This window comes from Candidatus Epulonipiscium sp. (genome assembly GCA_012519205.1).
Taxonomy (GTDB): Bacteria; Bacillota; Clostridia; order Lachnospirales; family Defluviitaleaceae; genus JAAYQR01.
In genome coordinates, this window is the sequence record JAAYQR010000026.1 from 55,984 (window position 1) to 82,268 (window position 26,285).

Sequence of the window (26,285 nt, forward strand, 5' to 3'; positions counted from 1 at the left end):
TTTGATATACGTGGCTAATAATTTGACATTTTGAAATAAAATGTCCATAATAAGGGCAAATACTGTGGAGTTTAAATAAAAGATTAGGGTTTGGAGGAAGTAAAGAATGGAAGACCCCCGAAATTTTTACATCTTGGTTTAGATTTACCCTCTTTTAAGAATAGCAAGACTGCATTGAGTTCGCCACCAAGGAGGATAACTATACTGCTTATATACATCCAGAGCAGTAGTATTATTATACCTCCAATACTTCCATACATTATATTAAACTTTCCAAAGTGGTTAATATATTTAGAAAAAAGAATAGATAGTAGAATCCAAAAAAAAGTAGAAAAGATTGTTCCGGGTAATACTTCTTTAAATGTAAGCTGGCGGTTTGGCATGTGTTTGTACAAAAAAATAAAAACTATAAGGATAGTAATAATCATAATAAAATATCTAAAAATGCTCCATGAAATACCAAACCAAGGGCTAATACCTATGATAGAAAATAGATAAAAGCCAAGTATCTCACCGAAAACAAGAAAACTTAAAGAAAATGCAATGGAAGTAGTAAGGGCAATGGTAAAAAATAAAGATATTCCTCTAAGCACTAAAAAGGAACGGGTTTCTTCTTCATCATAGGCTTTATTAAGACCTCTTATAATAGAATTAACCCCGTTGGATGCACTCCAGAGGGTAGTTATCATACCGAAGGACAGTAGGGTAGTATTTCTAACTTTTAATATTTCTTTTATGGTTTTATGTACTATTAGGTAAGCTTCCCTAGGGAGCAAATGGGATAAATCTAGGAGAAAAGCATCGGAATTAATGGGGGTATAACTTAATATGGTAAAAAGAAATATTAAAAAAGGGAAAAAGGATAAAATAATATAAAAGGTGAGTTGTGCACCTAAGGCAGGGACCTCATCGTCTTGGAATCGGCAATATAATTCTTTCATAATTTGGGGTATGATTGGTTTCAAGGCTGATTCTCCTTTGAGTTGCTCTTTATAAGAGTATGGCTACTGGAACATTATTTTAAACCCTAAAGCCACAATTAAAATCCCTCCAACTAGGAGGGTTTTTAAGAATTTATTTTTTAATTGATTTTATGGATACAATATAAAGACCAGCAACATCAACTCTAACTACTTTTTTAGTAGGAAGCTTCTTAAATACCTTGTCATCGCATATAAAAGTAGTGATTTGGGGACCAACTTTTGCCTTAACTAAAGGCATTTTTTTAAAGCGGTACCACTTAGGGAATTGGTCAACTACCATTTTTGGAAAGTTTGCATTGGTTATTTTGTCTTTTTTCTTATCGATTACAAGAATTGATGTGGTCATTTTGTGTTGATTAATTAAACTTTGCTGATTATCCATTTTAGACTGCATCTTTTTACCTAGGAAATACAATCCTACAAGTATTACAGCTAAAACAGCAAGGATAATTAAAAGGATTTTCCAAATTTCCACTTGTTGTCCTCCTTCATTTCTAGATTATGTATTATCTTTTATTTTAATATTGTACCATTGATTTGCCAAATATGAAATAGCAATTTAGGTGAAAATATAACTGGATTGTATAATAGGTCAGAGTTAGGAGGGGAAGTATGGGTATATCAGACACAGTGCTATGGCTTATGAATCATATATTGTTTATAAATATATTACTTGCCATTTTGATTGTATTTTTTGAAAGACGAAACCCTTCTGTTACTTGGGCATGGCTTATGATTTTGTTTTTTGTACCCATTTTAGGTTTTTTATTATATCTTTTTTTGGGGCAGGATTTAAGGAAGAAAAAGCTCTTTGCCCTAAAAGAAGAAGAGGATCAAATAGAGAGAATGGTCCATAGGCAGGAGGAAATATTAAGCCAAAAAGACATAGAGCTGGACTATCCTAATATCAAAGAATGTAAAGATATAATATACCTTCATTTGGTCGGACATAATGCTTTATATACTCAAAAAAACAATGTACAGATTTTTAATAATGGTAATGATAAATTCAAAAAGATGATTAAAGATATAAAAAAAGCAAAAAAATTCATTCATATTGAATACTATATCATCAGAAATGATTGGCTAGGTAGAAAGATTGTGGAATTACTAACCCAAAAAGCAAGGGAAGGGGTAGAGGTAAAACTACTTTACGATGGTATGGGATGTATTTGGCTTCCTAAGAACTTTTTTAAATCTCTCATAGAAGCCGGGGGACAAACCAGCTGTTTTTTTCCACCATTTTTGCCCTATATAAACCTTAGGGTAAATTATAGGAATCATAGAAAGCTTTGTATCATTGATGGGCAAATATCATATGTTGGAGGAATAAATATAGGAACGAAATACCTCGGGTTATCTAAAAAAATGGGATTTTGGAGAGATACCCATCTAAGGATATGTGGCAGTGCTGTTGATAACTTAGAACTTAGGTTTTTATTAGACTGGCGATTTTCTACAAAGGGTTCAAAAATTATCGAGAAAAAATATTTTCCAGATAAAAATATCAATGGTAATACAGGAATTCAGATAGTTTCTAGTGGACCCGACTCTAAATGGAGTTCCATAAGAAATGGCTTTTTAAAAATGATAAGCTTAGCAAAGGAAAAGATATACATTCATACACCTTATCTTATTCCTGACGATAGTTTATTAGAGGCTCTTAAAATTGCTTCCTTGTCGGGGGTAGATGTAAGAATAATTATTCCCAATAAGCCAGATCATATGTTTGTATACTGGGCATCCCTATCTTATGTAGGAGAACTTCTCCAAGCAGGGATTAAATGTTATACCTATGAAAAGGGATTTATGCATAGTAAAATGGTCTTAGTAGATGATTTCGTCAGTACCATAGGAACTGCTAATTTTGATATTAGGAGTTTTAAAATGAATTTTGAAGTGAATGCATTTATATACGATAAATCAACAAATATTAGATTGCAAAAACAATTTATAAGAGATTTAGAGGATAGCAAAGAAATAACCCTAGAAATTTATAAAGACAGATCCTTTGGAGTTAAGTTTAAAGAATCGGTATCAAGGTTATTATCGCCAATGTTATAACTTAATAAAACCTTTATCATTCTGAGCGTAGCGAAGAATATTATACCTTATAGGCACTTTAGGATTCTTGCTACAATCAGAATGATAATATTAATTTCTTAATGCTTCAACCTTATCTTTAACGTACCCAGCCAAGTCCTTCTTATCTTCAACCTTAAGTTCATCTAAAACGATAGGCTCCCCTATATTAACGGTTATATCCCTAGCCTTAACCCAAGGAAACTGGGTTTCTAATATCCTATAGGAATTCCCAACATAAACAGGAATGATGGGCACATTAGATTTCGTGGCAAGCTTTAAGCTTCCCTTTTTAAATTCTCCTATTTCTTCCCCGATTATTCTTGTGCCTTCTGGAAATATTAATAAGGACTGGCCCTTTTTAAGAAGTTCAATTCCTTCTGTGATGGATTTAAGGGACTGCCTTATGTCATTTCTATCCATAAAGATACAATTGGTTTCTTTCATCCAAAAGGATACAATAGGTGTTTTTTTTAGTTGTATCTTTCCGATAAAAGATATAGGGACATTGATTATACTGACTAATATAGGAATATCAAAAATGCTTTTATGATTACCTACAAATAAAACCGATTGATTTTCTGGGATATTTTCTTTTCCTTTTACGCTAAGTTTGGCCCCCGAAAAAAACATTATTCCTTTAGATAAAGTTTGGAGCCAGCTATAGGCATATTGCAATTGTTTTTCCCTTGTACCGTATTTTTTTAAATAAACAAATTTTACCATGAAAAAAAGAGAAAAGAACCTATGAATACAAATATATAAAATACAAAAAAATGACCTCATAAAGTCCTCCTTTAATTAAAGTCAATACTATACTTCAATTATTATATCATATTATTTTGTTTCTTTACCAAAAAACATACAACATTTTTATTTTAAATAGAGAAACAATAATATTGAAACTAATAAAAGGAGGTATTACTATGAAAAGAACAATACAAGTGACTTTCATTGGTTTATTAGCTGTATTAACTTTACTTGCAGGTTGTGCTAGCAACAGATATACAAGAAATATGGATGATGGCATATTAGATAATGGTACAAACAATCTTGATGGAAATCGTATAACAGGAAGAACCTATAATGACAATATCAATGATGGGCTATTTAGAAATGATACAGCCTATGATAGGAATCTCATGCCTGGAAATGATAATATCTTAGATAGAGACTACACCATAAGAGAAGATAATGTAAGAAGAGGAATAACAACTCAACTTCCAAGCACAACCCTCCCTAACTTAACAAATAATAACACAACAGGAAATGTAACAAGGGGAAATACCCAAGATCAAGTTAGAACAAATACCAATAAAGCAGCTGGAAAAGTAAATACAAGATAAATAGAATAACCTCCCATAAGGAGGTTATTCTATTTACAATGTTTTGACAAGGATTTAATCTAAATTGCTGCCCCTAATATCATCAATCATTTGTTTTTTTAAATCATATAATTCTTTAGATAAATCCACGGGTATAATATGTGGATTGGTTAATCTTTTTGATTCATCCCATAAAGTATTTAATTCTCTTTTACAATAATCCCTTATGTCCATGACTGAAGGAAATTTATATACACATTCACCTTTGATAAAGACAGGAAGTAGTAATTCTCTTAAGGTATAAGTATTGGGTTTTAAATTCATTTGTTTCCATGTATTAATAGGATCAAACAATTTTAAGGGTTTATTTTCATCGAATTCTTCATCTTCTAAGGAAATTAAATCAGCCTTGATTTTACCTGAGGTTTTATCATAAACCCTAATAATTTTTTTGATACCTGGATTTGTTACTTTGTCAGGGTTTTCGGAAAGCTTTATTTTTGGAATAAAGCCGCCCCTACCATCGGATTCAGCAGCTAATTTATAAACCCCACCAAAGGAAGGACAGTCCTTAGAAGTAATAAGGCGTGTACCGACTCCCCACATAGTAATTTTGGCACCTTGACGTTTGAGATCCGCGATAAGATATTCATCAAGGTCACTAGAGGCACTGATGATTGCCTCTTTAAACCCTGCCTCATCCAGCATTTTTCTTGCTTTTTTAGAAAGATAAGCTAAATCTCCGCTATCAAGACGGATTCCTATTAACTTCGAGTTTATATTTTTTTCTTTTAATTCCTTAAATACCTGAATAGCATTAGGGACCCCAGACTTTAAAGTGTCATAGGTATCCACAAGAAGAATACAGGCATCGGGAAATATTTTTGCATATTCCCTAAAGGCACTCAATTCATCGGGAAAACTCATAACCCAACTATGAGCATGGGTGCCCTTAACAGGAACATTAAACAATTTACCGGCAAGCACATTGGAAGTTCCACTGCATCCACCAATTATTGCAGCACGAGCTCCATAAAGTCCTGCATCAGGTCCTTGTGCCCGCCTTAACCCAAACTCTAACACAGAATCTCCTTCTGATGCCCAATATACTCTAGCTGCCTTAGTGGCAATAAGGCTTTGATGGTTTATGATTGTAAGAAGGGCGGTTTCTATAAATTGGGCCTCGAAAATAGGAGCTCGAACCCTAAGAAGAGGTTCCTTTGGAAATACTACGGTACCTTCAGGGATAGCATAAATATCCCCTGTAAACTTTAAATATGATAATTCATCAATAAATTCATTACTAAAAACATTGATACTTCTTAAATAATCCAAATCCCCTTTAGAAAACCTTAGATTTTTAATATAATCGACTGCCTGTTCAAGTCCTGCAGCTATAGAAAACCCACCATTAGAAGGATTGGAACGATAAAACAAATCAAAAACTACTTCGTTATTTTTTACATTGGTTTCTTTATATCCTTGCATCATTGTCAGTTGATACAAATCAGTAAGCAAGGTTAAATTACGTTCATCCATAGTATAAGTCCTTTCCATTTTATTTTGAAACCATTATACCACAAACTATAAATATAAATAAAAATAAAAAGGATAGTTAAATCATCTATCCTTTGAGAAAAGCTTAATAAGTTCTTCACCTTTTTTAATAGAATGGCGCTCATACTGAGAGGAGAGAAGAAGAACAGTTGATAAAGAAAATAAAGAGACAAATATAACCGCTATAGTTTCCATAAAACTCCCCCTTTATGAATTTAAAATTATGATATATACTTTAAAAATATGATGGGGATCAAATAAAATGCTAGATAAATTCAAAAAACCCTTTACAAATTCAAAAAATCTTTCTATAATTATATATTGAGTTGTATATTGGGATATTTGCATAAACACGAAGAAAAGGACAAGTATGTATTTTTGGAATCTATAGCGAATTGGGGATGGTGGAAGCCCAAGATAAGGAAAATACAGAAGATCACCTTGGAGTGGCAGACTGAAAATAAAGTAGGCTCTGACGGCATTCCACCGTTAATAGGGAGACATATAAATGTATGTAATAGGTTTTCAGGTGGTATAGCGAAAGAAGCCCTTTCGTCCTGTTAAAGGATGAAAGGTTTTTTTATTTATATAAGAATGGAGGAAATACGGTGTATAACAAAGTCTCGACGGACCTTAATTTTGTGGAACGGGAAAAACAGGTATTAAAGTTTTGGAAGGATAACAATATCTTTGAAAAAAGTATTTCATCAAGGGAGAAAGGAACAACTTTCACATTTTATGATGGGCCCCCAACAGCTAATGGAAAACCTCATATAGGACATATCTTAACCCGTGTTATGAAAGATATCATTCCTAGATATAAAACCATGAAGGGATATAAGGTTTTAAGAAAAGCAGGTTGGGATACCCATGGGCTTCCCGTGGAATTAGAGGTCGAAAAAATGCTCGGTATCAGTGGTAAGCCACAGATAGAAAGCTATGGGGTAGAGCCGTTTATTAAAAAATGTAAAGAAAGTGTTTGGAAATATCAAAGTGAGTGGGAAAGAATGAGTGATAGGGTAGGATACTGGGTGGATATGGAGGAACCCTATGTAACCTATCATAATAATTATATAGAATCGGTTTGGTGGTCCCTAAAGAAAATATGGGATCAAGGATTATTATATAAGGGACATAAGATAGTGCCTTATTGTCCAAGATGTGGAACATCCTTGTCAAGTCATGAGGTTGCCCAGGGCTATAAGGATGTTAAAGAAGCTTCTGTTTATGTAAAATTTCCGGTAAAGGATCAAAATGGGGTTTTCCTAATGGCATGGACTACCACCCCTTGGACTTTGCCATCTAATGTTGCCTTAGTTGTAAATCCCAAGGAAACCTATATACGAGCTAAATGTGCTGATGAAGTGTATGTTTTGGCAGAAGCTTTAGCTTCCACAGTTTTAAATGAAGAATATGAAGTTTTAGATACAATGGTTGGGCAAGATTTAGTGGGATTAGAATACGATACAATATTCGACTTTGCTCAAATAGATAAAAAGGCATATTATGTTGTAGCAGATGATTATGTAACCTTAACTGATGGAACAGGTATCGTTCATACTGCCCCTGCCTTTGGGGAAGACGATGCCAGGATAGGTCGCACCTATGATCTTCCATTTGTGCAGTTAGTTAATGAACAAGGGAATTTTATAGAAGCGGTAACTCCATGGAAGGGTGTATTTGTAAAAGATGCAGATCCACAGATTATAAAAAATTTAGACGAAAGAAATCTCCTCTATAAATCTCAGGATTATGAACACTCCTATCCCTACTGCTGGAGATGCGATACACCCCTTTTATATTATGCACGGGATACATGGTTTATAAAAATGACAGAAGTAAGGGATAGATTACTTAAAAATAACAAAAAAATCAATTGGCTACCTGAAAATATCCGTGACGGTCGATTTGGTAAATTCTTAGAGAATGTTATAGATTGGGGCTTAAGTCGTGAAAGATACTGGGGAACGCCTTTGCCTATTTGGGAATGTAACTGCGGTCATCGCCATGCCATAGGAAGCATAGAAGAATTAAGGCAAATGGGTAAAAACGTTCCAAAAGATATAGAGCTTCATAAACCTTATATTGATAATGTGCATCTTACTTGCCCTAAGTGTAATGGTGAAATGAAAAGAGTATCAGAGGTAATCGACTGTTGGTATGATTCGGGTTCCATGCCTTTTGCACAGTGGCATTATCCTTTTGAGAACAAGGAGATTTTCGAAGCTAATTTTCCTGCTAATTTCATCAGTGAGGCAGTGGACCAAACTAGGGGATGGTTTTATACCTTGCTTGCTATATCCACACTTTTATTTGATGAGCCGGCATATAAAAATGTAATTGTTTTAGGGCTCGTTCAAGATAAAGATGGCTTTAAAATGAGTAAACATAAAGGGAATGTAGTAGATCCATGGACTGTTTTAGATAATCAGGGGGCTGATGCAGTTAGATGGTATTTCTATACTAACAGTGCTCCATGGCTTCCAAGTAGGTTTTATGGAGATGCAGTAAGTGAGGCCCAAAGAAAATTCATGGGAACTCTTTGGAATACCTATGCTTTTTATGTGCTATATGCAAATATTGATAGCTTTAATCCAATAGAATATAAACTTGAATATGATAAATTGTCATTGATGGATCAATGGATTTTATCCAAGCTCCATTCATTGATAGAAATAGTAGATAAAAATCTTGGTAATTATAAAATCATAGAATCCGCAAGGGGATTACAGGATTTTGTAAGTGATTTAAGTAATTGGTATGTAAGGAGAAGTAGGGAGCGCTTTTGGTATAAGGATATGCCACAGGATAAAATCAATGCCTATATGACCCTTTACACCGTACTAATAGAACTGACAAAGATAGTAGCTCCGTTTACTCCGTTTATGGCAGAAGAAATCTACCAAAACCTTGTGGGTAATGTGGATAAGTCTGCTCCAGAAAGTGTCCACTTATGTTCTTTTCCACAAGTAAATACCGAATTTATAAATAAGGACTTAGAAGAAAACATGAATGAAGTGCTTAAAATAGTGGTTCAGGGAAGAGCCTGCAGAAATACTGCAAATATCAAGAACAGACAGCCCATTGGAAAAATGTATGTAAAATCCTCTAAGGAGCTACCGGAATTGTTTAAAGATATAATTGCCGAAGAATTAAATCTAAAAGAGATAATATTTACAACAGATGTGGCGAATTTTACAACCTATTTATTCAAGCCACAACTAAAAACCGTAGGTCCAAAATATGGCAAATTAGTGGGCAAAATCCGCAAAGCCTTAGAGGAGCTTGATGGCAATAATGCTATGGATGAACTTAAAAGTAATAAGCCACTGACCTTTGATTTTGATGGAGAAAAGGTAGAGTTATTCGAAGAGGACCTTCTAATAGAGACCCAGCATAAGGAAGGATATGTAGCTGAAAGTGAAAAAGATATAACGGTAGTATTAGACACAAATCTTACAGAGGAACTTATAGAGGAAGGATTCGTAAGAGAAATCATCAGTAAAATCCAGACGATGAGAAAAGAAGCTAAGTTCGAGGTACAAGATAATATTAACGTTCACCACTGGGGAAATGAAAAATTAGCCAAGATTATAGAAAGAAACAAAAATGAAATATCTGGAGAAGTATTGGGCAAAACAATAGCAGAAGGAGAAAAGACAGGCTACCAAAAAGAATGGAAAATAAATAAAGAGGATATTAATTTAAGTATAGAAAAGGCATAAAAAGCAGGGGGCATTGCTCCCCACTTTTTTTAAATTCTTAAAGTTAAAGTTATAAATGTAATGCTTTTGTGTTACAATAGTAGAGCATTTATTGATGGATTCAAAATCTTTAAAAAGGAGGAAACCATGGATAATACCTTGGCAAAGGAACTGATTTCTTTCATAGATAATAGCCCGTCGCCATTCCATGTGGTAGATAATATAAAAAGAACCTTAAAGGACAATGGATTTATTAGCTTAGATACAAGGAACCGCTGGGAAATCCAAAAAAATGGACGATACTTTGTAACTACTAACGATTCCGCAATTGTTGCTTTTGATGTAGGAGAAGGCAGTGTGGAAGAGCAGGGATTTAAAATAATAGCCGCCCATACTGATAGTCCTACATTTAGGATAAAACCTACACCTGAAATGAGGGTGAAAAACTATATAAAACTAAATACAGAAAGTTATGGAGGACCCATATTACACACATGGCTTGATAGACCCCTATCTGTAGCAGGAAGAGTAGTACTAAAAAGTAATAATATTTTTAAGCCTGTTGTTAAGCTAGTGGATTTAAAAGACCCCATTGTAATAATTCCTAGTCTTGCAATTCATATGAATCGCAAGGTCAATGAAGGAATACAAATAAATAAACAAAAAGACACACTTCCACTTCTGGGAATTGTAAAAGAGGATTTAGAGAAAAACAATAGAATTGTTAACCTATTAAGCCATGAGCTGGAAAACGATACAAAAGAAATCATAGATTTTGATTTGTTTTTATATACTGTTGAGAAGGGAACAATTATGGGTATGAATAGGGAATTTATATCTTCGCCCAAACTGGACGATTTAGCCATGGTTCATGGGGGGCTTAAGGCTATCGTTCATACGAAGCCCAAATCTGGTATTAATGTTTTAGTTTGTTTTGACAATGAGGAAGTGGGAAGCGCCACAAGGCAAGGGGCAGATTCTCCAATGCTTTATAATATATTAGAAAGAATATTGATTTCCTTGGGGAAAGATAGAGCAGATTATTTTAGGGCATTAGCTCATTCTTATATGATTTCTGCAGATATGGCCCATGCTCTTCACCCGAATTATGAGGAAAAACAAGATCCGACCCACCATCCATTAATAAATGGAGGACCAGTTATTAAAATCAGCGCAAATCAAAAATACACCAGTGATGCAATCACAAGTAGTATTTATGAACAAATATGTAAAGAAGCAGGGGTTCCCGTTCAACGATTTGTAAATCGTTCTGATGAAGCAGGAGGCTCTACCATAGGACCGATAATCTCAACACAGCTAGGAATACAATCGGTAGATATAGGAAGCCCTATGCTTTCTATGCATTCGATAAGAGAATTAGGGGGAGTACTAGACCATGAGTATATCATAAGATCCTTTGAAAGATTCTATTGTTCATAATATATTTGTAGCTATAAGATTTATGCTATCCATAACAAATAGCTGCAAATTTATAATACAAATGGAGGGATTTAATTGAATTTTATTTTTAATAAGGAAGAATTCAAAAAAGAAGTCATTGAGAATATCAAGACCTTATCAAGGAAGACAATTAATACAGCTTCAAAGCAAGAAATTTATCAGGCGGTTGCCTTTGTGCTTAGGGATCTAATTGTGGATAGATGGATTGCTACCCATAAGGCTTATGAAGAACAAGACGGCAAGGTGCTTTATTATTTATCTATGGAATTTTTGATGGGTCGCGCCCTAGGAAATAACATAATTAATATAATGGCAAAGGAAGAAATAAAAGAAGTCCTAGAAGAATTAGGTATTGATTATAATGATATAGAAGAAGAAGAACCTGATCCAGGTCTTGGAAATGGAGGACTTGGAAGGTTAGCTGCATGTTTTTTAGACTCCCTTTCTACTTTAGGGTATCCGGCTTATGGCTGTGGAATAAGGTATAGATATGGCATATTTGAGCAGAGAATTATAGACGGATATCAGGAGGAGTATCCCGATAATTGGCTGGAATACGGCAATCCATGGGAAGTGATGAGACCAGAGTATTCCTGTGAAGTAAGATTTGGGGGTAATGTTAGGGTAGAAAAAAAGGAAAATGGAGAAGACAAGTTTATTCAAGAAAATTATCAATCGATAATCGCCATCCCCTATGATATACCTATTACAGGCTATAATAATTATACGGTAAATACTTTAAGAATATGGGATGCTAGAGCAGTTAATAAATTTGACTTAAAGAAATTTGAGCAGGGAGATTATCAAAAGGCAGTAGAAGAACATAATCTGGCAGAAACCATAGTAAAAGTATTATATCCTAATGATAATCATATAAAGGGAAAAGAGTTAAGGTTAAGGCAGCAGTACTTTTTTATATCTGCCAGTGTGCAACAGGCGGTTAAAAAGTTCAAAGTAAACCATACCGATCTTAAAAAAATGCCGGAGAAAGTAGCCATCCAAATGAATGACACTCATCCGTCTATGGCAGCGGCAGAACTTATGAGAATTCTCTTGGATGAGGAGAACCTATCTTGGGGTGAAGCATGGGAGATTACCCAAGGAGTTTGTGCTTATACCAATCACACCATAATGTCCGAGGCCTTAGAAAAATGGCCTATTGAATTGTTTGAAAGACTTCTGCCAAGGATTTATCAAATAATAGAAGAAATTAACCGAAGGTTTTGCCTTAAACTTATGGAAACTTACAAATTTGATTCCGAAAAAATAAGAAGAATGGCTATTATCGCCGATGGGCAGGTTAAGATGGCATACCTTGCCATAGAGGGAAGTCACTCCGTAAATGGAGTAGCAGCCCTTCATACCGAAATCTTAAAACATCAAGAATTAAAGGATTTCTATGAGATATACCCTCATAAATTTAATAATAAAACTAATGGAATTACACAAAGAAGATGGCTACTAAAATCCAATCCAAAATTGGCAGATTTGATTACCAATACCATAGGAGATAAGTGGATTACAGATTTATCAGAACTAAAGAAACTTATGATTTATAAAGAAGATGAAACCTTTAGAAAAGAGTTCATAGAAATAAAAAAACATAACAAAATAAAATTGGCTGAATACATAAAAAAACACAATAACATAGATATTGACCCCGACTCTATTTATGATATCCAAATAAAAAGACTTCATGAATATAAAAGACAGCTTCTTAATATATTGCATGTTATGTATTTGTATAATAAACTTAAGGCTAATCCTAATATGGATTTTCATCCCCATACTTTCATATTTGGGGCAAAGGCATCCTCTGGTTATAGAAGTGCAAAATTAGTCATTAAATTAATTAATACCGTGGCAGATATTATTAATAATGACGTAGGCATTGGAGGTAGAATAAAAGTAGTATTCATAGAAAACTATAATGTATCCAGTGCAGAGAAATTATTCCCTGCAGCCGATATTAGTGAACAAATATCAACTGCAAGCAAAGAAGCATCCGGTACGGGGAATATGAAATTTATGTTAAATGGAGCTGTTACTATAGGAACCCTTGATGGAGCCAATGTAGAAATAAAAGAAGAAGTAGGGAGCGATAATATATTCATATTTGGTCTAACAGCTGAAGAAGTAATAAAATATTATAAGAACGGTGGGTATAACCCCTGGGATATTTATAATAGCAATGAAGATATTAGATTGGTATTGACTCAGTTGATTAATGGATTTTTATGCAAGGAAAATCCAGAACTCTTTAGAGAGATATACGATAGTCTTTTAAATAATGGTGATTATTATTTCATATTAAAAGACTTTGAAAGTTATGCTGCTACTCATAGAAGGATGGCTGAAGTTTACAAGGATAGAAACCAATGGGTAAAAATTCAAATAGCAAATACAGCCTCAAGTGGAAAATTTTCTAGCGATAGAACCATAGAGGAATATGCGAAGGAGATATGGAATCTAAGGCCTATTCCAATAGAATATGATAATTAAATCCCCTAAATTTTAGGGGGTTTTTTATTGCTTCTATTATTAATATGAACCAAACGGGCCAAAGGGCATATATTATTATTGGATACAAAACATATATAAAGGAGGATAAAGAATGTCCCAAGAATTTGAACAAGATAGAGTAAATTGTAAAGAGCAAAAGGCGGTGCAGCAACCGATGATGCAGCAACCGATGATGCAGCAACCGATGATGCAGCAACCAATGATGCAGCAACCGATGATGCAGCAACCAATGATGCAGCAGCCAATGATGCAGCAGCCGGGTATGCAGTGCCCGTCGACACATCAAGGAGCATGTCCTAATATGCATCAAGGAATACAACAGCCGATGATGCAGTGTAATATGTCTGGTATGGACGATTTAGATGAAAGAGATATGGTATATATGAAGAAAATGTATCCTGAATTATGTCAAAGGATACAAGGATATGTAGAAGGCGAATGTGATAGGATGGATTACAGTGGAAGTCCTATGTATGAAGACTATCCTGACCAAGAGAGTGTAGAACAGATGGTAGATAGGGTATACGAAAGAATAAAAAGTGAAATGCCAGAAGTTCTAAGCGAAGGGGATATGGATAGACAGGGCGTTCCAAGAAATAGGTTAGTTCGTTCATTAGCAGGTGCATTATTACTTACAGAGTTATTTGGAAGAAGAAGGGGGTATAGGAGAAGGTATCCTTTTTATTATGGAACCGGCTATGGTTATCCATATTATCAATATCCCTACCCATATTATTAAAAATTACGGGCGGTTTTAGACCGCCCGTAATTAATTATAATTTCATTGCCCTCAAAATGGATGGATTGTTTATATATTCTTCTGAAATTAATTCCCTTTGTATTGTTATTGTATCATTTAGAATCAAATCTACTCTTTTAAAAACTTCTCTTTGACTTCCCAAATCATATATAACTCTTACAACCGGCTGGGTGATAGATTCTATTCTATTTTGTTCAACAATTGCAATGGTATTATCAGATAATAAGACGGTTGTACCTACAGGATAATAGCATATAATGCTTCTAAATATCTTAAATATATCCTCATCTAGATGATTTTTTGTCATTCGTTCCATTTCATTAAGAGTATCCACTATGGTAAAAGGGTCCCTATAAATTCTTTTACTGGTCATAGCATCAAAGACATCACAAATAGCACAAATTCTGGCCCCTTCATGAATTTGTTCTTTTGATAATCCAAGGGGGTAGCCTTCGCCATTTAACTTTTCATGATGCATAAGAATCATAACCTTACTTATTGGTGTAAGCTGGGGGTGTTCTTTGAAAATTTGGTATCCCTGAAAGGGGTGCTGCTTGACAATGCTGAATTCATCGTAGGACAATTCTGTTGGCTTACTTAGTATTTCATCAGGGATTAATATCTTCCCAAAATCATGGAGGAGTCCCCCTAAGGCCAACTTTTTCAAGTAAGGCCTATCTGCCCCCATTTTTCTTCCAAGCATCACGCATAATACCGCCACATTGACACAGTGAGCATAAGTATAATCATCTTTTGATTTGATATCTACCATATCATAAAGAAGATCTTTATGGTCTAAGATATCTTCTATTATATTAATAACGGATACTTCTAATCTATCTACATCTATTTGCTGGGTTGTTTTAAACCTTGATAGGGTATCTTTTACTAAATCAATAGTTTCTAATCTGACTTTTTCCGAGATGACATCCTTTACTTGAATCCCTTCAGAGAGGTTATCGGCAATGTATATCTGATCAATTCCCCTATGTTTTAGTTTTTGTTTATAATATATTTTAAAACTTGTATTCGTCGCTAAAAGCCTACTGCCACTTTCATCAGTAACAGTTTTTGCTATGATTTCTCCACCTTTTAAGCAATCAACCGGGATTAAGCGCATATATATATGCCCTCCGTTTCATATATAGCCTTTTTATGATAATTAATATTATTATAAGATAAAAGTGCCCTATTTTCCACATATTTAGCCGAACTTAATAAAATTTGTTTAAAAAGATACGTATAAAATAAATAGTATTGCATAAAATAATCAAGTCAAGGTATAATAAGGAAGGCAAAAGAAGGAGGATTTTTATGGTTAATAATGCAATGACTGCTGATTATTTACGTTCTGCTTATGGGGGAGAAAGCATGGCCCATATGCGTTATCTTATTTGGGGGGAAGCCGCAGAAAAAGAAGGCTTTAAAAATATAGGTATTCTTTTTAAAGCTATAGCTTATGCTGAATATGTTCATGCTAATAACCATTTTGAGGTACTAAAAGAACAAAAGGGTGATTACACTGTTCCGGCAGGGGGAGTTTTTGGACTTACCAATACTGTAGAAAATCTCCAAGGAGCAATTGATGGAGAACTCCATGAAATTGAACAAATGTACCCAGTCTATTTAAACACTGCCGAATTTCAAGAAGAAAAAGGAGCAAAGCGTTCCTTCCATTATGCGTTGGAGGCTGAGAAAATTCATGCTAAAATGTTCAAGGAAGCCCAAGAAGCAGCAAAAGCGGGCAAGGATTATGATCTTGAAGCTGTTTACATATGCCCTGTTTGCGGGTATACAGTATTGGATGAAGCACCGGACAAATGTCCAGTCTGCGGAGCTAAAAAAGAAGTATTTAAAGAGTTTAAATAACTTAAACAATTAAAGGGCGGTCTATTGATATGGCCGTCTTTTTGTGTGTCTAGAAATAATATGTCTTAAAACCCAAATAGGATAAGGCCTAAGGGTACAGTCCATAATAATTTATAGCAATGTTTAAGTAGGATATCATAAAAAAGTATTTTTATTATTTTTTCTGAAGGGGAATAAAAATGGCTTCAGCTAAACCAATTATTAGACAGATTAGCTGTATTGGAAGAATTTCCAGATAGTGGAATGACTAAAAAGGGATTAAGGATGATAGAAACAGTAAAGAATATATAAGGACTACCGTATGAATATTATTTACAATACGTATACATTATGATATTATAATAAGCATAAATAATCATAAAGGCTATGAAAAGAAGAGTAGTAAATTATTCTTTTAAAGAGAGCTCCATTAGGTGAAAAGGAGTAAAGAGTAATTTGTCGAACCAAGACTTGGAGCCGCATACGGATTTTTATAATTTTTTATAGAATGATGATATGTCGGGAGTTCCCGTTATAGAACTAGGGTATAAGTATACAATACCGTACCCAAAAGATTAATATGGCAACATATTAGTAAAATAAGGTGGCACCACGAAGCAGCGCTCTCGTCCTTAAGATGATAAATCTTGGACGGGGGCTTTTTTATTCTTGAGATTTTTTACAATTAATATAAAAGGAGATAGATATAATGAAAAAAGATATAACCAATACAACAAGGCCTACATTTCCCAAAAGAGCTATAATCACCGGGGGAATGCCCTATGGAAATAAGGAGCTGCATTTTGGACATATAGGAGGAATGTTTGTCCATGCCGATGTATTTACAAGATTTTTAAGGGATCGTATAGGAAAAGAAAATGTTATATTCGTTTCAGGAACAGACTGCTATGGTTCCCCTATATTTGAAAATTATCGTCGTTTGATAAAAGAAGGTGAATTTACGGGCACCATCGATGAATTTGTAGAACAAAATCATAAAAAACAAAAGGAAGTATTAGATGCATATGATATTTCTCTAAATTTTTATGGGGCTTCAAGTTTTGGTGATGCTGCTGATATTCATAGAGAAACCTCTGATGAATTTATTAATACTTTGTATAGGAATGGGTATTTATCCAAAATTACAACCTCTCAATTCTATGATTCGGAATTAGATGTTTTATTAAATGGCAGACAAGTAATAGGACAATGTCCTATAGAAGGCTGTTCTTCGGAAAAAGCGTATGCCGATGAATGTTCCTTAGGTCATCAATACATGCCAAAGGATTTGATTAATCCCAAAAGTACATTAACAGGGAAAAAGCCTGAGATGAGAGATGTGATTAATTGGTACTTTAATCTAGAGGATTTTAACGAAAATATAAAGGAATGGATAGATGAGATTAAGAAGAAACCTAACACCCGTAAACTATTGATAAAGGCCATAGAAGAATTTATTAAGCCCCCTATGATTTATGTAAAAAAGGACCAAATAGATGAATTAAATGCTATTACGGATATGCCTCCGTACACCCTGTCGGAAGAAGGAAAAAGCTCTGTTACCTTAATTTTTGATAATTTAGATGATAGGGATAAGGCATCTCAGGCTTTATCGGATAAAGCAATCCGCTTTAGAACAGGAAAGACCCTAGTGCCTTTCCGTCTTACAGGAAACATAGAATGGGGAGTGCCTGCTCCAGCTATCGAGAACATAGAAAACTTAACCTTCTGGGTATGGCCTGAATCCCTTTGGGCGCCCATTTCTTTTACTAAAGCTTATTTAAACCAATCCGATAAAGATTTAGGCAGCTGGGAAGATTGGTGGTGCTCTAAGGATTCATCTATTTATCAATTTATAGGGGAGGACAATATCTATTTTTATGGTCTTGCAGAAATAGGTATGTTTATGGGGATGAAAAAAGAGCTCAATCTTCCCATATTGGTCCCTAATAGCCATATCCTATTTTTAGATAAAAAGGCAAGTAGCAGTGGTAAAGTAAAACCTCCTATGGCAGGAGAATTATTAGATTATTACACTGCTGAACAACTAAGAGCTCATTTTATAAGTTTAGGCCTTGCTAATAGAAGTGTGGGATTCCAACCAAAACCCTTAAATCCAAAGGCCACAGAAAAAGATAGCGATCCAGCTCTTAAAGAGGGTAATCTCCTTACTAATGTATTCAATAGGGTTATTCGTTCTAGCTTCTATACGGTTCAACAACACTACGATGGGAAAATACCCGTAGGAGAAGTTAGTAAAGAAGTATTAGAAGATGCAAAAAATATCATTCTTGAATATGAAATGCTGATGTACAAATACGAATTCAATACTCTAACCTACTCAATGGATATTTATATCCGTAATATTAATAAATATTGGGTAAAAAACATAAAGATAGCAGAACAAACCAAAGACAGCGAATTTCATAAGCAGGTAATAATAGATACCTTCCATATGATTCGAACTGCAGCAATCCTTATGCATCCTATCGCCCCAGAAGGCACAGAAATGCTTAGAGACTACCTTAACTTCGGTGAGGAATTTTGGAGCTGGGATAGAATATTTGATACCATATACAATTTTATGGAAGACAAGGAAAATCACCCCGTAAAATTCTTAGAACCTAGGGTAGACTTTTTCGAAAAACATCCAAGTCAGCTAGGATAGATTAAAATCTAATAGTACCTCTTTCAAAGGGGTGGGTATACCTTTTGGGATTTAGAATTTTAAGCTGGTAGCAGTAACTCTTTTGCTATGGTATTTAATAATAAGGCTATTGATGAATGATGTTCATCAATAGCCTTATTAATTATATTATAAAGTGTCAGTATCAGTTGATATGTATTTGGGTCTAATATATTATTGTATTATAGGAGAACAATTTTTAAGTAATTTTTCATAGGAGGAATTGAGAATGGATAAAGGACCAAAAGCACCAAAAGACCCAGTATCAAAAAGAAATGGATTTTATATTATGGTAGATACGATTGTCGAGGCAACAGAAAGACAAAAGACAAGACCATCCCAAGAGATTTATTTAGATGATGGAAGACTTATTAATAAGGCTCAGATTGTGGGTGGCATAGAAGATGAAAATATCCTAGAGCTTTTAAAAGATTGTAAGGGATTTCGCCAATTGGTTCATAGTATAGGGGTATCTGTAACAGCCTCTAAGGATACAAAGTCAATAGAATTTGTGTTTCATAACTATGGGGAAACCAATAAATATGATGGGGGTACAATGATTCGTATTCCCTGTAGTAATAATGGAGAAGAAATAATTATTCCCCTAGGGGATATAAATTGGTCAGAGGATGATAATATTCCCGGAAAACTTGCTTTTGAATTTTTAAATCCTGGTGAAAGTGCCAAAGTAAGTGTAAAACTATATTTACATGATGGATACAAGGTTCCCGAATTTAATATTGATCCTCCAATTGACTTTGAAGACTTTCAATATAAAGAAATGATTACTAAGTCCCTTATGAATATGGGTAATAATTTAAGATTAAAAAGGGCCATAAAAAAGGCCAAAAAAGGTGAAGACCTCACAATAGCATATATCGGAGGCTCTATAACTCAAGGAGCTGGGGCTAAACCTATTCATACGAATTCCTATGCATATAGGTCTTACCTAAGCTTCAAAAAGATATTTGAAAAAGAAGGGGCAAATAATGTTCATTTTCTAAAGGCAGGGGTAGGTGGAACTCCTTCAGAATTGGGTATGATAAGGTATGAAAGAGATGTTCTTAGGGATGGAACAGTATCCCCAGATATAGTTATAGTAGAATTTGGAGTTAATGATGATGGGGATGAAACAAAAGGAGAGTGCTATGAGAGCCTTGTACTCAAAATTCTAAATGCTCCCAATAAACCTGCCGTAATCTTGTTATTTAGTGTATTTGCTAATGATTGGAATTTACAAGAACGGCTTAGTCCCGTCGGAAAATTATATAACTTACCTATAGTTAGTGTGCTAGATGCAGTGGTAGAACAATTTTCCCTAAAAAGAGGGGAAGGCAATGTAATAACAAAAAGACAGTATTTTTATGACACATATCACCCAACCAATGATGGACATAGGATAATGGCTGATTGCCTTACTTATCTTTTTAAAAGAGTGGATGAAACAAAATTAGATGAACAGGATATTATAATAGATAAAAACCCTGTAATAGGTAATGCTTTTATAGAAGTTAAACTTCTTGATAGAAAGGATTTTACAAAAGATATAGAAATAAATTCAGGTAGTTTTTCAGATGTGGATAAGGAGCTTCAAATGGTTGAAATAGATAAGGAGCCTAAGCCAGTTCCACAATTTCCATATAATTGGATGCACACCCCTGCAACAGGTACAGATAGTTTTCGCATGAAAATCAAAAGTAAAAATCTCCTTTTGATATATAAGGATTCAGGTAGGGAAGACTTTGGTAAAGCAGATATATATGTGGATGGAAAGCTAGTGCTGACAGCTAACCCCCATATTAATGGTTGGACCCATTGTAATACAGTTATATTATATAAGGAAGATATCTCAAAAGAACATATGATAGAAATAAAAATGACAAAAGGCAATGAAAATAAGTATTTTACAATATTAGGATTTGGGTATACCCTATAATATTAAAAAAGCGAGGATATCTAAAATGAATAAAAAAATACTTTTTAATGATGGATGGGAATTTTCAAAAAGCGAAGTAGAGCTTAATGAAAATAAGGATTTGATTTTTGAACCTATAGATATTCCCCATGATTGGTTAATATATAATACCTTAAACCTTTATGAAAACAGTATAGGATGGTATCGAAGAAAATACAATTATATAAATTTAAAGAAACAGATTTTTTTATATTTTGAAGGAGTTTATATGGATTCTTCCCTATATGTTAATGGGAAACTTATAGGGGAATGGAAATACGGATATTCTTCTTTTGAATATGATATAACCAAAGCATTGATTGAAGGGGAAAATGAAATCCTAGTTAAAGTAATTCACCAAAGTCCTAATAGCAGATGGTATTCGGGAGCAGGGATATATCGTAATATTTGGCTAAAAGAAAGAAACAAAAACTATATCATAAGTGATGGCATATATATAACAACGAGGAAAAAAGAAAAACAATGGGAAGTTGAAGTTGATACAACAATAAAAATTAATCAAAGGGTAGAAATTTCTCATATCATAATGGATAAGGATGCGATTATTTCATCTTCTAAAAATATCATAGAAGTAGAAGATGCCAATATATATTCTCGTACTGATAGACAAAAACTCCTAGTAGAAAACCCCTTATTATGGAGTACTGATAAACCTAATTTATATAAGATTATTACTATACTATCCCTAGTTGGTGATGAGGAAAAGGTCGAGGAAATCGAAAGAATAAAACAAAACCTTGGTTTTAAGGAAGTAATTCTAGATCCAGATGAAGGTTTTATTTTAAACGGTAAAAAGACAAAATTAAACGGAGTTTGTGAACACCATGACTTAGGTGCCTTAGGCTCTGCTTTTAATAGGTCTGCTTTAATGAGGCGTTTTAAAATACTTAAAAATATGGGGGTTAATGCCATAAGAACAGCCCATAATATGCCCGCAGTAGAATTTATGGATTTAGCTGATGAGATGGGTTTTCTTATTATTTCAGAAGCATTCGATATGTGGGAAAGATCAAAAACTACTTATGATTATGCAAGATTTTTTAAGGAATGGGCAGAGAAGGATATAAAAAGTTGGATAATAAGAGATAGAAATCATCCAAGCCTTCTTTTATGGAGTATAGGTAACGAAATTTATGATACCCATGCAGATAAAAGGGGACAAGAACTTACGAGAATGCTTATGGATTATGTATCAAAATACGACCCAAAACAAAATGCTAGGGTTACCATAGGTTCCAATTATATGCCTTGGGAAAATGCTAGAAAATGTGCTGATATTGTAAAAATTGCAGGATATAATTATGCTGAAAAATATTATAACCAACATCATAAAGAGCATCCTGATTGGATAATCTATGGCAGTGAAACGGCCTCTGTGGTACAAAGTAGGGGGGTATATCATTTTCCCTTCGAAAAGCCTATTCTAGCCGATGATGATGAGCAGTGTTCAGCCCTTGGTAATAGTTCAACCAGTTGGGGAGCAAAATCACCAGAAGCATGTATTATAGCCGAAAGAGATACCCCATTTTCTCTAGGACAATTTATTTGGACAGGATTTGATTATATAGGAGAACCAACTCCTTATCATACGAAAAATTCTTATTTTGGACAAATTGATACTGCTACATTTGAAAAAGATTCATATTATATATATAAAGCAGCTTGGACTGATTATAAGACAGACCCAATGGTGCATATTTTCCCTTATTGGGATTTTAATGAAGGACAGATGATAGATGTAAGGGTATGCTCTAATGCCCCAAGAATTGAATTATTATTTAATGATAAACAAATAGGAGCATATGATATTGACCATAAAAATGGGACACAGCTTTTAGGTTGGTGGAAGATACCTTATAAAGAGGGAGAATTAAAGGCTATAGCCTATGATGAAAATGGCAATATAATTGCAACGGATATAAGAAAATCTTTTAAAGATGCTAGGAAAATTTGTCTTGATTGTGATAAAGATAAGGTTATGGCTAATGGCTTAGATTTGGCATTTTTAGAAATTACGGTAGAAGATGAGAATGGTAATACAGTAGAAAATGCAAATAATAGGATCCATGTATCGGTTACAGGTGAAGGCCGACTTATTGGTCTTGATAACGGAGATAGTACAGATTATGATCAATATAAGGGATTAAGTAGACGACTTTTTAATGGAAAGTTAATGGCAATCATAGCACCAACCTTAAATTCAGGTAAAATCCAAATAGAGGTTACGGGAAAAGGTCTAGAAAGTGAAAAATTACAACTAGAAGCCATAAAGTCAGAAGACAAAGAAAACAAAGGAATTATAGTCCATACTAAAAATAAAGAAATGCCTTGTACTATGGGAAGTTATGATGAGATACCCCTTAGAAAAATTGAGATTATTTCCAAAGAAAGGGAGTTTAATAAGTTAAGAAAAGAGATAAATGTACAGACAAAACTATATCCCGAAAATACCACCTATAAAGAACTAGAATGGAGTGTAGTAAATGATATAGGAGTTGCATCAAATATTGCCAAAATAGAAGCAAAGGGGGATAAAGCTAAGATAATAGCCTTAGGAGATGGTGTATTTCGAGTTCGTTGTATGAGTAAAAACGGTACCGATAAAATTAAATTAATTTCAGAACTAGAATTTAAGTCAACAGATCTTGGGATAGCCTATAAAAACCCTTATGAGTTCATTTCTGCGGGACTTTATGATTATAGTAAAGGTGAAATTGGAAACGGTAATGAAAGGGGAGTAGCTACGGCTAGGGATGGGGAAACCCAGGTAGGTTTTAGAGGAATTGACTTTGGTCCTTATGGTTCTGATAGTATAACCATTCCTATTTTTGCCCTGTCTAGTGAAGCTTATGATTTACAAATTTGGGAAGGCATGCCCGAGGAAGAGGGAAGCATGTTATTAGCTGATGTTATTTACCAAAAAGAAACTAAATGGAATGTGTACCAAGAAGAAACTTATCAATTATCAAAGAGGCTTAAGGGTATTACTTCAATTTGTTTCATACTTAATCAAAAAGTTCATATTAAAGGTTTTTACTTTGAAAAGAAAAACAGAGCCTTTGGTAAGAATATGGCTTTAGAATGTGAACATATATATGGAGATACATTTACAATAAAAGATGATTGCGTTAAAGGCATAGGGAACAATGTTTCTCTCGAATTTAATGAAATGGATTTTACTGATAAGGGAATTAAAAGAATTAGGATTTTTGGTAAATCTCCTATTGATAAAAATACGATTCATATTAGATTTAATGATGGAAAGGTTGATAATAGTCAAATAGTAGAGTTTATGTACTCGGATGATTATGAAGAACAAGTTTTTGATCTGGAAAAAATAACTGGGGTACAAAAGGTGACATTCGTATTTCTTCCCGGCTCTAATTTTGATTTTGGATGGTTTAGATTTGAATAATAACTTATGGATAAAAATACTAAAGGTGTATAAGTTTCTTTCTTCTTTCCATAATAAGAATATAAGTAAAAAAACCACTTTAAATAAAGTGGTTTTTTTATAGAGAAAGAAGGGAAAAAGTGAACTGGGATAAATATAAACAAAAACTTATACACGAAAATGGAGAATATCATCTTATATTTTATTTACCGGAAGATGTTGAGTTTTCTAGGGAATTTGATGAAATTCCTATAGAAAAAAAGAAAATAAGTATACAGCTTTATATTCAAAAAGCATATCCAAGTATTAAGATTGCATCAGTAAAACTTATGGTAGGTTCTATGGTACTAGGCACCCTTGTCCTTCAAAATCCAAATTCTGATGTTTATGGAGCCCTAACTAGTAAGACAAATCCTATTCAAATTCGTATAAATAATCAATATGTACAATCTGATACCTCCCCAGTAATAGAAAACGGTCGGGTCTTAGTTCCCATCAGAGTAATAGGGCAGTCCATGGGAGCTTTTGTCCATTGGGAAGAAAAAAATAAGGTTGCTATAATTAAAAAAGAAAATACAACTATTTATCTTCAAGCTAATTTAAATCAGGCCTTTGTAGATGGGAGGCTTCACTTTTTGGACACCCCACCAAAGATTATTAACGGTAGGCTAATGGTTCCTATTCGTTTTGTTTCAGAATCTTTTAACACCCCTGTGAATTGGGATAATAAGTCAAAGACTGTCTTAATAAATAGCACTCTACCTACAGTTTCTGATTATGTTGTAAAAAAGGGGGATACCCTGCTTGAAATAGCCCTGAAGTTTAACACATCAGTTTTAGATTTAAAAAAATGGAATAATCTTAAAACAGATATGATTTATGTAGGACAGCTTCTTAGGGTTATTCCCCCTTCAGCAATTATTGAGGGGCCTTCTATGGAAGAGATAGAGGTTATTCCTTATAAATTTGATACGGTTTTAGGGTTTACTGTTAAATATTATGAAGGTCATAATAGCTCCTATAATTCATTGAGGGATAATAATAAAAAAATAACAGATATATCAACCTTTAGTCATGGTATAACAAAAGAAGGAACTTTAGAGTCAGATTATTCCCATATAGATATGATAGGTTTTTCAGATAAAAACAATATAGATTCATTTATGTTGATTCATAATGCCCAAGGGGGTAATTTTGATAAAAACTTGGCTGAAGATGTATTGGAAAACCCCATTCTTAGAAGAAAACTGATACAAAGCATATTAGAGGGGGTGGAGCAATATGGGTATAAAGGAGTAGAGATAGACATAGAAGGGTTAAGCTCCGATGTTAGGGCTGAATATAGTTCTTTTATTAAGGAATTAAAAGCAGAATTAGGTCCTAAGGGGTATCTGGTTTCAGCAACTCTTCCCGCCAAAAGCTTTGATAATCCCAAGGATAACTGGGTTGGGGCTTATGATTATAAGGCTATAGGTGAGTATGCAGATAGGGTAGTTCTTATGACCTATGACGAACATTGGGCCGGGGGAGATTCAGGGCCCGTAGCGTCTTACGGCTGGGTGGAAGGGGTAATTGATTATGCGGTAAAAGAAATTCCCCCGGATAAATTAGTTATGGGTATCGGTGCATATGGTTATGATTGGCCAACAGGAGAAAAAGGGGGAAAGGCCGTTACGGTTTTTGAGATAGATGGATATCTCAAAAAATACGGGGGTAAAATTTTATGGAATGATACCTATAAGGCTCCTTATTATAGGTATAAGGATGATAAGGGAAAGAACAAAATAGTCTGGTTTGAAAACGAAAAAAGTGCCCAGTATAAATACAAATTAGCAAAAGCAAGGGGACTTCAGGGTATAGCGATATGGCGCCTTGGCCTTGAGGATAATAATTTTTGGAGTGGGATATCTTACAAATAAATTTAAAAGACTAATCTATAGTAAATTAAAATCACCTATGGTATAATAAAATAGGGTAATAAGGATTA

General features: G+C 34.0%; 15 protein-coding genes, 1 pseudogene and 2 other annotated features. Of the genes and pseudogenes, 11 read left to right on the forward strand and 5 right to left on the reverse strand.

Annotated elements, in window-relative coordinates:
- Window positions 1–83: 83 nt before the first annotated feature.
- Both GX308_08550 and GX308_08555 read right to left on the reverse strand, forming a co-directional pair.
- Window positions 84–965, reverse strand: coding sequence for a YihY/virulence factor BrkB family protein (locus GX308_08550; GenBank protein ID NLK22107.1), 882 nt, complete (start codon window positions 963–965; stop codon window positions 84–86).
- A gap of 109 nt (window positions 966–1,074) precedes the next feature.
- On the reverse strand, window positions 1,075–1,458 hold the full coding sequence (locus GX308_08555) for a YdgA family protein (GenBank protein NLK22108.1): 384 nt from the start codon (window positions 1,456–1,458) through the stop codon (window positions 1,075–1,077).
- 167 nt (window positions 1,459–1,625) lie between these two features.
- Here GX308_08555 and cls point away from each other — a divergent pair, with 167 nt between their 5' ends.
- On the forward strand, window positions 1,626–3,047 hold the full coding sequence (cls, locus tag GX308_08560; protein NLK22109.1) for a cardiolipin synthase: 1,422 nt from the start codon (window positions 1,626–1,628) through the stop codon (window positions 3,045–3,047).
- A gap of 90 nt (window positions 3,048–3,137) precedes the next feature.
- On the opposite strand, the gene GX308_08565 is transcribed toward cls, so the two are convergent.
- Entirely contained in the window at window positions 3,138–3,851 is a 714-nt protein-coding gene (locus GX308_08565; GenBank protein NLK22110.1) for a 1-acyl-sn-glycerol-3-phosphate acyltransferase, read from the reverse strand.
- 140 nt (window positions 3,852–3,991) lie between these two features.
- Between GX308_08565 and GX308_08570 the strand changes: the two genes are divergently transcribed.
- Complete coding sequence (locus GX308_08570) at window positions 3,992–4,411, forward strand: hypothetical protein (protein NLK22111.1); 420 nt, start codon at window positions 3,992–3,994, stop codon at window positions 4,409–4,411.
- 54 nt (window positions 4,412–4,465) lie between these two features.
- Here the strand turns inward: GX308_08570 and GX308_08575 are convergent, their stop codons facing one another.
- Entirely contained in the window at window positions 4,466–5,929 is a 1,464-nt protein-coding gene (locus GX308_08575; protein NLK22112.1) for a nicotinate phosphoribosyltransferase, read from the reverse strand.
- 364 nt (window positions 5,930–6,293) lie between these two features.
- Window positions 6,294–6,510, forward strand: a binding site (T-box leader).
- 45 nt (window positions 6,511–6,555) lie between these two features.
- Here GX308_08575 and GX308_08580 point away from each other — a divergent pair.
- The 4 genes and pseudogenes from GX308_08580 (at window position 6,556) to GX308_08595 (ending at window position 13,866) form a co-directional block, all read left to right on the forward strand.
- Complete coding sequence (locus GX308_08580; protein NLK22113.1) at window positions 6,556–9,672, forward strand: isoleucine--tRNA ligase; 3,117 nt, start codon at window positions 6,556–6,558, stop codon at window positions 9,670–9,672.
- Window positions 9,673–9,798: 126 nt separating this feature from the next.
- On the forward strand, window positions 9,799–11,091 hold the full coding sequence (locus GX308_08585; protein NLK22114.1) for a M18 family aminopeptidase: 1,293 nt from the start codon (window positions 9,799–9,801) through the stop codon (window positions 11,089–11,091).
- A gap of 75 nt (window positions 11,092–11,166) precedes the next feature.
- The gene (locus tag GX308_08590; protein ID NLK22115.1) at window positions 11,167–13,614 is read left to right on the forward strand and encodes a glycogen/starch/alpha-glucan phosphorylase; all 2,448 of its coding nucleotides are present in this window, start codon (window positions 11,167–11,169) and stop codon (window positions 13,612–13,614) included.
- Between the two features lie 153 nt (window positions 13,615–13,767).
- A pseudogene (locus GX308_08595) lies at window positions 13,768–13,866 on the forward strand (DUF4212 domain-containing protein).
- Between the two features lie 542 nt (window positions 13,867–14,408).
- Here the strand turns inward: GX308_08595 and GX308_08600 are convergent.
- A complete protein-coding gene (locus GX308_08600; protein NLK22116.1) occupies window positions 14,409–15,515 on the reverse strand; it encodes an HD-GYP domain-containing protein in 1,107 nt (368 codons plus the stop codon).
- A gap of 194 nt (window positions 15,516–15,709) precedes the next feature.
- Here GX308_08600 and GX308_08605 point away from each other — a divergent pair, with 194 nt between their 5' ends.
- The 5 genes from GX308_08605 to GX308_08625 all read left to right on the forward strand — a co-directional run bounded on the left by GX308_08605 (window position 15,710) and on the right by GX308_08625 (window position 26,217).
- Entirely contained in the window at window positions 15,710–16,264 is a 555-nt protein-coding gene (locus GX308_08605) for a rubrerythrin family protein (GenBank protein NLK22117.1), read from the forward strand.
- A gap of 357 nt (window positions 16,265–16,621) precedes the next feature.
- Window positions 16,622–16,880: a binding site (T-box leader), on the forward strand.
- 72 nt (window positions 16,881–16,952) lie between these two features.
- Window positions 16,953–18,911 carry a class I tRNA ligase family protein gene (locus GX308_08610; GenBank protein NLK22118.1) on the forward strand — a complete coding sequence of 653 codons (1,959 nt, stop codon included), beginning with the start codon at window positions 16,953–16,955 and terminating at the stop codon, window positions 18,909–18,911.
- A gap of 247 nt (window positions 18,912–19,158) precedes the next feature.
- Window positions 19,159–20,865 carry an SGNH/GDSL hydrolase family protein gene (locus GX308_08615; protein NLK22119.1) on the forward strand — a complete coding sequence of 569 codons (1,707 nt, stop codon included), beginning with the start codon at window positions 19,159–19,161 and terminating at the stop codon, window positions 20,863–20,865.
- Between the two features lie 25 nt (window positions 20,866–20,890).
- Window positions 20,891–24,319, forward strand: a complete 3,429-nt coding sequence (locus GX308_08620; GenBank protein NLK22120.1) for a DUF4982 domain-containing protein — start codon at window positions 20,891–20,893, stop codon at window positions 24,317–24,319.
- A gap of 119 nt (window positions 24,320–24,438) precedes the next feature.
- Window positions 24,439–26,217: a LysM peptidoglycan-binding domain-containing protein gene (locus GX308_08625; GenBank protein NLK22121.1), complete on the forward strand. Its 1,779-nt coding sequence runs from the start codon at window positions 24,439–24,441 to the stop codon at window positions 26,215–26,217.
- Window positions 26,218–26,285 lie beyond the last annotated feature (68 nt).